The 13,473-nt window shown below is 38.2% G+C and carries 14 protein-coding genes; 12 read left to right on the forward strand and 2 right to left on the reverse strand.

The annotated features are described in order from the left end of the window. From KO172_RS04565 to serS, 7 genes are read left to right on the forward strand one after another with little or no spacing between them, the layout of a single operon-like run. Nucleotides 1-2,034, forward strand: a complete 2,034-nt coding sequence (locus tag KO172_RS04565) for a DHH family phosphoesterase (protein WP_215492341.1) — start codon at nucleotides 1-3, stop codon at nucleotides 2,032-2,034. After that, nucleotides 2,034-2,477, forward strand: coding sequence for a 50S ribosomal protein L9 (rplI, locus tag KO172_RS04570; RefSeq protein WP_215492342.1), 444 nt, complete (start codon nucleotides 2,034-2,036; stop codon nucleotides 2,475-2,477). The genes KO172_RS04565 and rplI overlap by 1 nt, the downstream gene beginning before the upstream one ends. A gap of 12 nt (nucleotides 2,478-2,489) precedes the next feature. Continuing rightward, nucleotides 2,490-3,821, forward strand: coding sequence for a replicative DNA helicase (gene dnaB, locus KO172_RS04575; protein ID WP_215492343.1), 1,332 nt, complete (start codon nucleotides 2,490-2,492; stop codon nucleotides 3,819-3,821). Beyond that, nucleotides 3,811-4,401: a GNAT family N-acetyltransferase gene (locus tag KO172_RS04580; protein ID WP_215492344.1), complete on the forward strand. Its 591-nt coding sequence runs from the start codon at nucleotides 3,811-3,813 to the stop codon at nucleotides 4,399-4,401. The genes dnaB and KO172_RS04580 overlap by 11 nt, the downstream gene beginning before the upstream one ends. Then, the gene (locus tag KO172_RS04585) at nucleotides 4,376-5,446 is read left to right on the forward strand and encodes a DnaD domain protein (protein WP_215492345.1); all 1,071 of its coding nucleotides are present in this window, start codon (nucleotides 4,376-4,378) and stop codon (nucleotides 5,444-5,446) included. Before KO172_RS04580 ends, KO172_RS04585 begins: the two co-directional genes overlap by 26 nt. Nucleotide 5,447: 1 nt before the next feature. Further along, nucleotides 5,448-6,383: an ATP-binding protein gene (locus KO172_RS04590; RefSeq protein ID WP_215492346.1), complete on the forward strand. Its 936-nt coding sequence runs from the start codon at nucleotides 5,448-5,450 to the stop codon at nucleotides 6,381-6,383. An 11-nt stretch (nucleotides 6,384-6,394) separates the two neighbouring features. Beyond that, on the forward strand, nucleotides 6,395-7,672 hold the full coding sequence (gene serS / locus KO172_RS04595; protein ID WP_215492347.1) for a serine--tRNA ligase: 1,278 nt from the start codon (nucleotides 6,395-6,397) through the stop codon (nucleotides 7,670-7,672). Between the two features lie 74 nt (nucleotides 7,673-7,746). On the opposite strand, the gene KO172_RS04600 is transcribed toward serS, so the two are convergent. Next, complete coding sequence (locus KO172_RS04600; protein ID WP_215492348.1) at nucleotides 7,747-8,265, reverse strand: flavin reductase; 519 nt, start codon at nucleotides 8,263-8,265, stop codon at nucleotides 7,747-7,749. Between the two features lie 187 nt (nucleotides 8,266-8,452). Between KO172_RS04600 and KO172_RS04605 the strand changes: the two genes are divergently transcribed. Genes KO172_RS04605 through KO172_RS04620 form a run of 4 tightly spaced genes read left to right on the forward strand, consistent with a single transcriptional unit; the run spans nucleotide 8,453 to nucleotide 10,912 of the window. Further along, nucleotides 8,453-8,905, forward strand: coding sequence for a chromate transporter (locus KO172_RS04605; protein ID WP_309557646.1), 453 nt, complete (start codon nucleotides 8,453-8,455; stop codon nucleotides 8,903-8,905). Between the two features lie 4 nt (nucleotides 8,906-8,909). Next, nucleotides 8,910-9,446 carry a chromate transporter gene (locus KO172_RS04610; RefSeq protein ID WP_215492350.1) on the forward strand — a complete coding sequence of 179 codons (537 nt, stop codon included), beginning with the start codon at nucleotides 8,910-8,912 and terminating at the stop codon, nucleotides 9,444-9,446. A 9-nt stretch (nucleotides 9,447-9,455) separates the two neighbouring features. Beyond that, a complete protein-coding gene (gene pta, locus KO172_RS04615; protein WP_215492351.1) occupies nucleotides 9,456-10,427 on the forward strand; it encodes a phosphate acetyltransferase in 972 nt (323 codons plus the stop codon). After that, nucleotides 10,427-10,912 carry a dihydrofolate reductase gene (locus KO172_RS04620; protein ID WP_215492352.1) on the forward strand — a complete coding sequence of 162 codons (486 nt, stop codon included), beginning with the start codon at nucleotides 10,427-10,429 and terminating at the stop codon, nucleotides 10,910-10,912. The genes pta and KO172_RS04620 overlap by 1 nt, the downstream gene beginning before the upstream one ends. A 171-nt stretch (nucleotides 10,913-11,083) precedes the next feature. Here the strand turns inward: KO172_RS04620 and KO172_RS04625 are convergent, their stop codons facing one another. Beyond that, a complete protein-coding gene (locus KO172_RS04625) occupies nucleotides 11,084-12,025 on the reverse strand; it encodes a hypothetical protein (protein WP_215492353.1) in 942 nt (313 codons plus the stop codon). Nucleotides 12,026-12,369: 344 nt separating this feature from the next. Between KO172_RS04625 and KO172_RS04630 the strand changes: the two genes are divergently transcribed. Next, complete coding sequence (locus KO172_RS04630) at nucleotides 12,370-13,470, forward strand: MFS transporter (RefSeq protein ID WP_251320167.1); 1,101 nt, start codon at nucleotides 12,370-12,372, stop codon at nucleotides 13,468-13,470. The last annotated feature ends 3 nt before the right edge of the window (nucleotides 13,471-13,473 follow it).

Here is a 13,473-nt window from a genome sequence, read left to right on the forward strand (position 1 = left end):
ATGCTTAAAAAAATTGAAGCATATATAAAAGAAAACTTAATAGAAGTAATTTTTGAGCTTGTCTTAGTCATGTTACTAATGATACTAAATATCATCATTGGCTTTATAGCGCTTGTTGTCTTTGTATCAATGCATCTTAGCTTCTTACAAAACTTTGAAGATCAAACAACGCTTAGACAAAGAAATTATGAGAACATCGAAGAGACCATCGACTCATTGACAAAGCAAGCTGTATTTAAGATGCCATTTCCTATGGTTATAATTAATCAAGATGGGGAGATTAACTGGTATAACAGCAAGTTTATAAAGATGCTTGAGATTGAAGATGAGCCTGAAAACAATATACTTGATGCGATATCATCTCTTAATCTTAACGAGATAATAAGTGCAGGAGATGATCCACTAAAGATATTATACAGGGATAAGTACTATCAAGTCTATGTAAACAAGGTTAAGGCGAAAGACAGCAAGGAAAGAGAAATGCTTCTTCTTTACTGGATAGACAGAACTGACCTTAAAGAAGCAAAGGATAGCATAGAGAAGGAAAAGATGGCTACCATACTTGTATATATAGACAACCTTGACGAGGTTAAAAGCAGTGTTGAAGATGGTGTTAAAGCGACTATAGCAGGTAATGTTGAAACAGAAATTATTAACTACTTCAACGCGTTCGAAGCAAGTGTAAGAAAGTATGATGACGATAGATTTTTAATCATTGCTAATAACGAAAACTTGCAAAAGATGATACAAAAGAAGTTTGATATACTAGATAGAGTTCGTGATCTTAAGGTGCAAAGCATCATACCACTAACACTATCCATCGCTGCGACTCTTGATGGCGAGACACCACTTAAGCAGTACGAGATTGCAAGGAGCACTATGGACATAGCCTTAGGTAGAGGCGGTGACCAAGCTGTTCTTAGAAAGGGCCACAACTACGAGTACTTTGGCGGCAAGTCAAAGGCTGTTGAGAAGACAACAAAGGTTAAGGCAAGAGTCGTTGGGGGCGCACTAAGGTCCTTAATTGACGATGCATCTAACGTTGTTATCATGCCACACAAGAATGCTGACATGGACGCTATAGGCTCGGCTATAGGTGTAGTGAAGCTTGTTAGGATGAGAAAAAAGACTGCCTACATCGCGCTTAACTCTGTTAATATGAGTATAAGAAACATCATGGCAAGACTTAAAGAAGAAGAGAGTCTAAAGGGTGTAGTGAAGAGTGAGGACGAACTTAACTCTCTAATCGATAGCAAGACTTTGCTTATAGTTGTCGACCATCATAAGAAGTCCATCTCAGAGGCACCGGACTTGGTTGATAAGATCAATGACAGAGTTGTAATTGACCACCACAGAAGAAGTGGGGAGTTTATAGAGTCGACTGAGCTAGTCTTCTTAGAGCCATATGCATCATCGACTGCAGAGCTTGTAACAGAATTGTTCACATATATGACCGACAATGTAGTGCTTAGCAAGTTCGAAGCGGAAGCATTGCTTGCCGGTATAACTGTTGACACTAAGAACTTCACTGTGCAAACTGGTGTAAGAACATTCGAAGCGGCATCTATGCTTAGAAGATTTGGTGCTGACCCTGAAGTTGTTAAGAAGTACTTCAAAGAAGATTACGAAGTTATTAAAAACAGAGCGGACATAGTTAGACACTCTGAGATATATATGAACGACACTGTCATAGGTATACTTGAAGACAAGGTGGATAACTCCATACTTATTGCGGCACAAGCTGCTGATGAGATGCTAAGCATCAACGGAATGAAGGCATCCTTCGTTGCTGTCAAGATATCTAACAACGAAACACACGTGTCAGCAAGATCACTTGGAGAGATTAGTGTTCAGCTAATTATGGAAAAGCTTGGCGGTGGAGGTCACTTGAACCAAGCAGCAACTAGGATAGACTTGTCTGTTGACTTAGCTGTTGAAGAGCTAAAGAGAAAGATTAAAGAATATAAAGATGAAGAAAAAGAATCAAAGAAAGAATCAAAGAAAGAATCAAAGAAAGAAGAAGGTGTTAAATAATGAAAGTTATTCTTATAGAAGATGTTAAAGGCCTAGGCAAGAAGGGCGAGATGGTTAATAGCAAGGACGGTTATGCAAGAAATTTCTTGTTCCCAAAAAAGCTTGCTTTAGAAGCAACAGAAGAGAACGTAAAGAAGTGGAAGGAAGAACAAGCTGAACTTAAAGCTAGGATAGAAAAAGAAACAAAGGAAGCAAACATTATCAAAGCTGACATAGAAAAGAAAGTTTTAAAGATGAAGGCTGAAGGCGGTGCAAGTGGCAAGCTATTCGGTGCAATCACATCGCAAGACATACAAAAGGCTTTGCTTGATGACTTCGGTCTTGAAATAGACAAAAGAAAGATAGAGATGAAGGAAAACATTAAACAAGCAGGTGTATATACTGTTGTTTTAAGATTATATCCACAAATCACAGCTAACTTAAGGGTTAATGTAAGCATATAACAGAGGAGTACTATGGAAGTTTTAAGAGAATTACCTAACAACTTAATAGTTGAGCAGGAGGTTTTAGCTAATGCTATGCAAAACAAAACTGCTGCTGTCAAAGCTATTGAAGGCTTAAATGAAGTCGACTTTTATAACGAACTTCACAGAAAGATCTTCAATTCTATTAGGATGCTTTTCTCTTTAAACAAGCCCATAGACATATTGACAGTAACAGAGAACCTTGAAACAAATGAAGGTATAGATGCTGAGACGATAAAGTATATAGCAAGCATATATGCTAACAACGAAGGACTTAGTTCGAACCAAGACGCATATATAGACATACTTAAAGAGAAGTCTATACTTAGAAGTCTTGCAGAGTTCTCTGATGAGATTAAGGCCTTGTCACTTGAGGATAAGTCGCCAGCAAAGAACGTGCTTGAAAAGGCAGAGAAGGAACTTTTTGAAATTTCTCAAGGTGGACTTAGAAACTCTCTAACTGCACTTGACGTCATTATGAGCGACACTGTTCAAGCTATAATTAAGAGAGTGCAAGAGAAGGGCGAGCTTAGTGGTGTTACAACAGGCTTTACGGATTTAAACTCACTACTAGGTGGCTTCCAAAAGTCAGACCTAGTACTATTAGCTGCGAGACCTTCTATGGGTAAGACAGCACTTGCTGTTAACCTTGCAGTCAATGCAGCAAAGTCTGGCAAGAAGGTTGCAATGTTCTCACTTGAAATGAGCAAGCTTCAAATTGGTCAAAGAATACTTGCCTCCTTTGCGCAAATGAACTTATCGAACTTATTCAAGGGTGAGCTTGAAGGTCAAGACATAGCAAACCTACTTACTGCTTCAAACGAACTAGCAAAATACAACTTGCATGTTGATGACACGGCAGCCATATCATTAATAGAATTAAAAGCTAAGTTAAGACGTCTTAAGATGGAAGAGGGACTTGACTTAGTAGTTATTGACTACTTACAACTTATGACGACTGGACAAAGAATTGAGAACAGAGTGCAAGAAATTTCTCAAATATCAAGAGGCCTTAAGGCTATAGCTAAGGAACTAGATGTACCAGTTCTTGCCTTGTCACAGCTATCGAGAGCTCTTGAGCAAAGACCGGACAAGAGACCAAAGCTTTCTGACCTTAGAGAGTCAGGTGCCATAGAGCAAGACGCGGACATAGTTATGTTCCTATACAGAGACTACGTCTACAACAAGGAAACTGAAAATCCAAATCTAGCAGAAGTGATCGTTTCGAAACACAGAAACGGTCCTATTGGCGTGGTTAATTTAATCTGGAAGGACGAGTATACAAGGTTCTTCAACGTATCAAGCAAGGCGTATGAAAGCTAGTGAGTACTTAATAAAGCCTTTAGAGCTTGAAGACGTATATAAGTTTAAGTCTTGGCATAGGGGTAATTACTACCTACTTAATGACTACGACTTCATATATGAAGAGGACTGGGAGTTAAAGGCGTGGCTTAAGACTAAGAAGGGCATATTCAAACGCTACTTTGTGATATACTACGAAGGCGACGCCATCGCATACATTGGATTAAAAGAGATAAACATTATAAAGAAGAGTGCAGAGCTATCCATCGTTATGGATGTACGTTATCAAAACCGTGGACATGGCTATAAGATACTAATTGAATTTTTAAATTTTGCATTCACAGAGCTAAAACTCAAGAGAATTTGGCTCGATGTTAATGCCTTTAATGAAAGAGCAATTCACTTATATAAGAAGCTTGGCTTTACAAAGAAGGCGTACTACCTAGATACATATAACATTCAAGATATTGATAAAAGTAGACAAGAGTACTTGGACAACAAGTGCGAGTTCGTACAAAACGGCAGAGAGCTTCTCTGCTATGTCTACACATATGAGATAAAGAGAGGTGAGTTTTTTGAGCTTCAAGCTAGAGAAAATTAATTCAAACCTATTAGACACATCGGTAAACAATATATTTATCAGCGAGTTTATGCCGCAAGCTGACGGTACCTTTGTCAAGGTGTACTTGCTTGCTCTTAGGTTTGCACAAGATGACGATATCGAAGCAAGCAATGAGAAGATAGCCGAAGTTTTAAGAATTCCTATCATAGATGTAGTTTCTGCATGGAGGTTTTGGAAGTCGGTTGGCATAGTCGATTTTGATGACGATGGAGAGAACTTGAACTTTAATCTTGTTTTTAAAGACTTAAGAGCTCTATACTTAAGAGGAACTAACAGCAGCAGCACTACTACTAGCGTTATTAGTTCTAACACGAGAGCCTTTAGTGAAGAAGATGATATTAGCGATGACGATTTAAGCAGTGACACTAAATTGATTATAGAAGTAAACAAAGACGAAGCTGTGAAGAAGATGTTTCAAGACGTCGCTCACATCGTTAGAAGGCCACTTAACACACAAGAGAAGATCAAGATCATTAAGTGGCTGCGTGACTACAACATTAGCTGCGAGATGATATCGCACGCCTACTCATACGCGTATGATGTTTTGAAGAAGAAGTCACCTGCCTATGTGGAGAGCATAATCATGAACTGGTACGACAAGGGCTTCACAAGTCTATCTGAGGTGATGAATGACTTCAATGTAATGAATGATACACAAAGAAATTACAACAAGCTTATGCAATCGCTTGCAATGCCATTTAAGAATGTATCTGACTTTGAAAAGAAGATTATCGATAAGTGGTACGACGACTTTGGCTATGGTAACGACGTCATAATAAAGGCTGCAGAGAACTTTATATATACATCTAAGCCGTCTATAGCCTACCTTGATGCGATACTTGAAGCGTGGCACAAGCAAGGCATACAGACTGTTGAGGATGCGCAAAAAGCAAACGACCTTTATAGGTCCGATAAAAATGCAATCACTACTAAGAGGCCAAGCAAGAAGGCTAAGGACTTTGATGAGAGAGAGTACCCAGATGGTTATCTAAGTGATACCTATGAAGGCAATTGGAGGAAGTAGCATGACTTTGTTAGACGATGTTTATAGACAAAAAGCGAATATAAAAAACATTAGAGAGAGACAGAGAAGCGAAAGAGTCGAGGCTATATATAAGAAGTATCCTGAACTATTGAGACTTGAGAATGAAAAAAACGATGTGCTTAATGAGCTTACGTCCATGAACTTTTCAAATTATGAAGATATTAACAAAAAGATACTTGATATAGAAGCGAAGAAGCAAAAGCTTATAGAGGACTATGGCCTTGAAGATGCATTTAAGGTTCAATATGAGTGCCCTAAGTGCGAAGACACTGGTATATATCAGTCGAAGAGGTGTTCGTGCATAGACGATATGCTTAGAGAGAAGATGCTTGAAGCTAATGAGCTTAATACTGAGATGAGACAGAAGAGCTTCGAAAGTTTCGATGCTAATGTATTCTCAGATGAAAAGGAAGGCGATGCTCCATCGACAAGGGAGTATATGCTTGCTATCAAGAAGAGCCTTGAGGACTATGCGGATAATTTTACTAATGAGGCTAAGTCCATCTTATTCTACGGTGATGTTGGCACAGGCAAATCCTTTATGGCTGTCTCACTTGCAAAGAGGCTCATTGAAAAACTTATCAAGGTAACATACATAGGCTCCTATGAAATGTGTCAAGTGATAAACGATGCGATATTTAAAGGCGATGACGCAGCCATTGCCAAGAGAGATATGTATTACAACACAGACTTTTTAATCATTGATGACCTTGGAACAGAAATAGATACACAGGTAAGCTCAAAATCCATACTTGACCTTGTGAACTATAGGTTAAGCAAAAACTTAAAGACGCTTATAACAAGTAACCTCAATGTTGATGCAATAAAAGAAAAGTATGGCGAGAGACTATCATCAAGGCTACTATCGAATTATTATATATATCGCTTCAGAGGACGCGATTTAAGATTAAGATAAGGAGTGATTTTATGTTAGATATAAAAAGAATCAGAAAAAATCCAGAGGAAGTGCTTGAGGCTCTAAAGAAGAGACACGGAAGCTTTCCTATCGAGGAATTGCTTGAAGAAGACAAGAAGAGAAGAGAGCTTTTAACTGTTGTTGAAACTATGAAGCAAAAGCAAAACGCCATCTCTAAAGAGGTGCCTAAGCTAAAGAAGGAAGGCAAGGACGTTAGCCAAATCTTTGATGAGATGAAAGAGCTTTCAAACGAGATTAAAGATTATGATGCGCAAGTTAAACAGATAGACGACAAGATATCTGAGTACTTATTAAGCATACCAAATATACCTAATAAGAACGTTGTATATGGTAAAGACGACAGTGACAACGTTGAAGTAAAGAAGTATGGCACTCCAACTGAGTTCGACTTCGAGCCAAAGGCTCACTGGGACCTTGGAACTGATCTTGACATACTTGACTTCGATAGAGCGGGTAAGATATCTGGATCAAGATTCTCTATATTCAAAGGTGACGGCGCAAGACTTGAAAGAAGCTTAATTCAATTTATGCTTGATCTTCATACACTTGAGCAAGACTACACTGAGATGAGCACTCCATTCATGGTTAATAGAGCGTCTATGCTAGGCACAGGTCAACTTCCAAAGTTTGAAGATGATATGTTCTACCTTCCATCAAAGGACTTCTTCCTAGTGCCAACAGCAGAGGTTCCACTAACAAATATGCTTAGAGACGAAATTGTTGATGCATCTGACTTGCCTATAAATATAACAGAGTACACACCATGCTTTAGACAAGAAGCAGGAGCTGCAGGTAGAGACAACAGAGGCCTTATACGTAATCACCAGTTTGATAAGGTTGAGCTTGTTAAGTTCGTAGAGCCAAAGACAAGCTACGACGAATTACAAAAGCTACTAGCGGATGCTGAGGCAGTTCTACAAAAACTTGAGATACCTTATAGAGTCGTTCAACTATCGACAGGCGACCTTGGCTTCTCGTCAGCTATGACATATGATATCGAAGTTTGGATGCCAAGCTATGGTAGATATGTAGAGATATCGAGTTGTTCAAACTTTGAAGACTTTCAAGCAAGAAGATCCAACATTAGATATAGAAATGAGGAAGGCAAGTTAAACTTCGTACACACACTTAACGGATCAGGCCTTGCAGTAGGAAGAACATTTGCAGCCCTTGTTGAAAATTATCAAAACAAAGACGGTTCGATCACTATACCAAAGGCACTACAAAGGTACTTTGGCAAGGAACGTATAGTTAAAAGAGTAAAGTAGTTAATCAGCTTATATATGATAATAGAGCTATGTATATCAATTGATACGCATAGCTCTTTTCTTATGTCTATATTTTATTCTTCGTCATTTACATAGGCCTTCACTATCTCACCAATATATACATAGTGAAAGTCGCGCTCAGGGTAGTTCTTCTTTAGTATCGTTTGGTCTATGAAGCCTTCCTCACGAAGCTTATCTCTATAGACTTTTCTGCATACGAAGACCAGCTTTGCCTCTTTAAAGTAGACAGTTTCGTCACTAAAGAGAGGAGTAAGTTTAGTCTTAGAGAGCTTATCTTCACTGCGACCGCTATGTGTACCTAAGTACAATAAGTCCTTCTTGTAAGACTCATCAAAGAAACTTAGTGTGTAGTAGTCTTCTTTGTCAACAAATTCTCTAGTATACCTTTGTGGTCTTAGATAGATGACCGAGGTAGGCATATCGCCGTTCCATATAGCACCCAAGTGACCCCACTGTGCAGTCATAGTATTGAATGCCTTCTCATTACCTGCGCTTACAAGCATCCACTCCTTACCAATAAGAGTCATCGGATTAAACTTTAATTCTTTCATGTCAATAGCCTTTAAGCTCATAGCATCACCCCTTATATGAATTATATCACATATATCTAAGGCTCGCTATATATATTTTACTTAGCGAGTATAGAAAAATATATCTCTTTGTGATATAATAAGTCTTGGTGATTATATGGAGCTATTAATCAAAATATTTTTAGTTTTCTTTAAGATAGGCCTCTTCAGTTTTGGTGGAGGCTATGCTATGATGCCACTTTTTGAAAAAGAGATCATAAACGGTCTAAAGTGGATTAGCTACTCCGACTTCATAGACATAGTTGCCATAGCTCAAACGACACCTGGACCCTTTGCAGTTAACTCTGCTACCTTCATAGGTAATAAGCTTGCAGGCTTTTGGGGCAGTGTTGTTGCAACATTTGGAGTGACACTACCGAGCTTCATCATCATGAGCATCATATTCTTAACTATAAACAAGTTTAGAGACTCAAGAACTGTTAAGGTATCGATTAGAGGCATAAGACCAGTAGTCTTAGCACTAGTACTTGCTGCAGTGGTAACCATTGGCAAAGGAGCCATCATAGATTACAAGTCAGTCATCATAGCTGTCATTGCCTTCATACTTGTAAGAGTGAAAAAACTAAACCCAATACTTATTATGGCTATAGGTTTTGTGGTCGGCGTATTTATATATAGGTGATGAGATGAAGATACTTAATTTATTTATAACATTCTTTAAGATAGGTGCCTTCACATTAGGAGGCGGCTTTCCCATGCTACCAATCATTGAGCGTGAGATAGTTACAAAGAAGAAACTCATGACAGACGAGGAGTACATAGACTCGATAAGTCTTGCTCAGACAGCACCAGGGCCTATCGCAGCAAACATATCTATACTAGTTGGCTATAGGATATATGGCTTTTCAGGTGCACTCGCGGCCTTCTTCGGCGCAGTTTTACCAAGCTTTATCATCATATTAGTGATCTCACACTTCTTTATGGGTGTGCAAGATAACCCATATGTGCAAGCGGCCTTTAAAGGTGTAAGACCCGTTGTATGTGCACTAGTCTTTGCAGCACTTGTAGGCTTAGTAGAGAAAGCGCACTTAAATAAGTTTGAGTACGTGATAAGTCTTTTAGCTTTTTTAATAGTAGTATTTTTAGACATCAATCCCATCTTCGTAATTATTGGCGGAGTTGTGATTGCTCTTAGTAAGGATAAATTTATCAAGAATAAATAGGAGGTTATTATGGATTTATTTGAAGAATTAAAAGTTGAAGTAAAAGAAAAACATCCATCGATCGTTTTTCCAGAAGGTGAAGATGAAAGAGTGCTAAAGGCTGCTTTCAGATTAAAAGAAGAAAATATTTTAGAGCCCATAGTTCTAGGTAAGAGAAGTGAAGTAGAAGAGACTGCAAAGGCTATATCTAAAGACCTTAATAATATCAATTTCATTGATCCAGCTGAAGCTAAGGACATAGATGAGATGGCTCAAGTATTCTTTGAAAGAAGAAAGGGCAAGATCACTTTAGAAGATGCAAAGGCTTTATTACTTAAAGACGTTAATTACTTCGGAACTGTCTTAGTATATATGAAGAAGGCAGATGGCCTTGTATCAGGCGCTGCACACGCAACAAGCGATACAGTTAGACCTGCACTACAAATCATCAAGATGAAGGAAGGATACAAAAAAACTTCTGGTGTCTTCGTTATGGTTAAGGGCACTGAAAGATATATCTTTGCTGACTGCGCTATCAACATCGCACCTGACTCAAACGACATCGCAGAGACAGCTATACTATCAAATATAACTGCTAAGAGCTTTGGCGTTGATCCAAAGATTGCACTACTAAGCTTTTCAACAAAGGGCAGTGCTAAGTCAGATGAAACAGAAAAAGTTATTAAGGCACTAGAGATAGTTAAGGAAAGAGACGCATCCATTGCAGTAGATGGTGAACTACAATTCGATGCAGCCTTCGTACCATCAGTTGCTGAAAAGAAGGCAAAAGGCTCAGCTATAGCAGGCCATGCAAATGTATTCATCTTCCCATCACTAGAAGCAGGTAACATTGGCTACAAGATTGCACAAAGACTTGGTGGATACGATGCTATAGGACCCATACTTCAAGGCTTAAACAGTCCAGTTAACGACCTATCAAGAGGCTGCAACTCAGACGACGTTTACAAGCTTGCTTTAATCACAGCAAAACAAGCTTTATAATGATACTCGTAATGGCAGTCGATGCCAAGTGGGCAATCGGCTACAAAGGGGACATGCTTACAAGGATACCCGAAGACCTTAAGCGCTTCAAAGAGATGACCATGGGAGGCGTCTTAGTTATGGGACGCAAGACCTACGACTCGACAGGGGCACTTCCTGGTAGAGAAACTATCATCATGTCACGCTCACTTAAAGATGTGGATGGTGCTCACATTGCCCATGATCTTGATGAGTTAAAAAAGATGATAAAAGAAAAATTTTCTGATAAGAAAATATTTTTAGTTGGCGGTTCTCATCTTATAGAGCAGCTCATAGATGAAGTAGACGAGGCAGAGATAACTTTTATTAAAAAAGATTTTGAGCCTTATGATACTGTTATGAGGAACCTCGATAAGAACGAGGCATTTGAATTAAGTGAGATTAGTGAAGAACATGATTATGACGCAATGAAGTTTGAGTATCGAAAGTATATTAGAAAGAAATAAAATTATCAATATAAACCCTCTTTACTAAAGCAGTAGAGAGGGTTTTATTTTGCATATAGATTATTTTGAAGTGCATATTATTTAAAATAATTTATTAAAAAGTTACTTATTATTTTGAATTATAAAAAACTCTCAAGTATTACACTTAAGAGTTTTGATGAGAAATCTTAATTATCTACGATAAGTAAGATTGTATATGTTCATATCTTCATCGTAAAAAAAGTCATAATAAAGTATTGGTTTAGTAGCATCGCCCAAATACTTAATTAGTATCTCGATAGCTTTGCCTTGCATACTTTTATCAGCAAAAACATCCTTTGCTTCTTTTTCTGCAATATTAATCTGAGGCTCTGGGTAATTGCTATTTAATGAATCGATATCATTAAGAATCATATCATATAGATTTTTAATGTCTTCTTCTTTTGCACCTATATTACCAAAGTATGCTTTGAATGCTTCGTAGTCTTTAGACTTGACTGTGCCAATGACTTCAAGCGATTTATTTATAAATGCCTTGTATTTTTCTTTTAGCTCATCTTGATTTTCTTCAAAGTCTGCCGTACTTAGCTGGAAACTTATAAGCTGATTAGCAATATTTCTTGCAAGATTAAAATATATCTTTTTCTTTTCGCCTTGGCATAGCGCTTGGTAGATGTAAGCCTTACTACCATCTCCATCTTGACCTGACTCGATTGATACCTTTTCAATCTTTACAATATCGCCAGAGATTTCTAGTGGTTTTAGAGCCTCTATAATTAGATTTGGATCTTTATCTACCGCAGTTTTTGCACTGCCGGCTAGGCTTGACTTTATCTTGTCAATATCCTTAGAACAAAGCAGTTTAATATTTTTTTCAATCCACTCTTTATCATTATCAGTCATTTCAACTTGCCATACAGTATCTTTGACTAGACTATTGTCATTTGCCGCATCATTTGAACTTTCTTCAGATGTTTCCTTTTTTTCGGTACTTGAGCTTGCTTCTTTTTTATCTTCACTCGCTATCTTTGTTTCATTATTTGTTTTAGCTTTGTCGTTAGGCTTATCACTTGAGCAGGACGAACAGATAAGCATCATAATAGTTAAGCTCATACATAAAAAAATTTTTTTCATAGATTTACACCCCCTATGATTGATTAATTATACATATATATTGTAAAGAAAAAGACAAAAATATATTAATTAAGTGTTAAATTCACTTATATTAAGATTACTATAATTTATATATACTTTATATGCTATGATCAAATCAAGAATACAAAGACAAAGGAGAAGGTCTTATGGAAAAAAACAAAAATGCAAAGAAGGGTTTTCACTACGCATGGGTCATGTTATTTGTGGCGACACTTACATTAGGGGTCTACGTGCCTATAGTGAACTCATTATCTAACAGCTGACAACTAGCTGTAACAAAAGACTTAGGTTTCTCAAGAACTGCCTTTAGCTTAGGAGGCACCATAGCTCAATCAATTGGTATCTTCTTAGGACCTATCATGTCATACTACTTAACAAAGTATAACTTCAAACGCATATGGACAGTGGCGGCAGTATTATTTGCTTGTGCAGTCTTCGGTTATTCGATGGCACAAAACCAATACCACTTCTACATATTAGCAGTAGTAGTAGGTGCGTGCTACATAGCGACAGCCCACATACCTATGATGATGCTTATCAACAACTGGTTCGAAGACAAAATCGGCCTTGCGACATCCATCGCCGTATCTGGCATTTCAGGTGGTGGCGCACTACTTAGCCCAATCATCAACAGTCTTATCAAAAACGTTGGTTGGAGAATGTCATATCGTGTTTATGCATTCATTATCCTAGCTTTGGCAATAGTTTTCGGTGTCTTCTTAATATATCTTAAGCCAGAGGACAAGGGTTTACAGCCCTATGGTCATGGTGAAGACGATGAAGCAAAAGAAATTAAAAAGAAGAAAGACAACGACTACTCGCTAAATGTTGGACTATCGATCAGTGCATCTATCACATGCATATTCTTTATATTCTTAATATTGGGAGCCGTGATGAATGGTCTTTCAAACGGAGCGACACTACAGTTTCCACCTGCGCTTATAGGTGCGGCAGGCTACGACGTTGCAAGCGCTGTCATGGCTACCTACTTAGTACTAGGCGTCTTCGGTAAACTATTGCTAGGAAGGATAGCCGACAAGTATGGCATCTACCACGCACTAGCCTTCGGAGCATCAATGCTTGCTTTAACATTCGTTGCAATGCTATTTATAGACAAGGCATGGGGACCATACCTAATGGCAGTTATCTTCGGTTTTGGCTTAGCTATCGGCTCAGTTATACCACCACTAATCACATCAACTATATTCAACAGAGAAGTCTACGGTGAAGCATATGGCTTTGTAACATCAGGCGTGCAAATAGGTGCTGCGATGGGACCACTTATCGTTTCATATATATTCGACAGCCAAGGCTCATACACATGGGCGTGGATACTAAACATCGCTTTTGCACTACTAACAGGTTTCTTCTGGTTCTTAGCACACAAGAGCGCTGAAAAATATAAAGACAAGAGTGAAAAGTAGGAG

Source organism: Fenollaria sporofastidiosus, assembly GCF_943169635.2.
GTDB lineage: Bacteria > Bacillota > Clostridia > Tissierellales > Peptoniphilaceae > Fenollaria > Fenollaria sporofastidiosus.

Coding starts and splice junctions, on each gene's coding strand:
- serS (WP_215492347.1), top strand. CDS start 6,395: ATGTTAGATATAAAAAGAATCAGAAAAAATCCAGAGGAAGTGCTTGAG.
- KO172_RS04565 (WP_215492341.1), top strand. CDS start 1: ATGCTTAAAAAAATTGAAGCATATATAAAAGAAAACTTAATAGAAGTA.
- rplI (WP_215492342.1), top strand. CDS start 2,034: ATGAAAGTTATTCTTATAGAAGATGTTAAAGGCCTAGGCAAGAAGGGC.
- KO172_RS04625 (WP_215492353.1), bottom strand. CDS start 12,025: ATGAAAAAAATTTTTTTATGTATGAGCTTAACTATTATGATGCTTATC.
- pta (WP_215492351.1), top strand. CDS start 9,456: ATGGATTTATTTGAAGAATTAAAAGTTGAAGTAAAAGAAAAACATCCA.
- KO172_RS04580 (WP_215492344.1), top strand. CDS start 3,811: ATGAAAGCTAGTGAGTACTTAATAAAGCCTTTAGAGCTTGAAGACGTA.
- KO172_RS04590 (WP_215492346.1), top strand. CDS start 5,448: ATGACTTTGTTAGACGATGTTTATAGACAAAAAGCGAATATAAAAAAC.
- KO172_RS04600 (WP_215492348.1), bottom strand. CDS start 8,265: ATGAGCTTAAAGGCTATTGACATGAAAGAATTAAAGTTTAATCCGATG.
- KO172_RS04610 (WP_215492350.1), top strand. CDS start 8,910: ATGAAGATACTTAATTTATTTATAACATTCTTTAAGATAGGTGCCTTC.
- KO172_RS04605 (WP_309557646.1), top strand. CDS start 8,453: ATGATGCCACTTTTTGAAAAAGAGATCATAAACGGTCTAAAGTGGATT.
- dnaB (WP_215492343.1), top strand. CDS start 2,490: ATGGAAGTTTTAAGAGAATTACCTAACAACTTAATAGTTGAGCAGGAG.
- KO172_RS04620 (WP_215492352.1), top strand. CDS start 10,427: ATGATACTCGTAATGGCAGTCGATGCCAAGTGGGCAATCGGCTACAAA.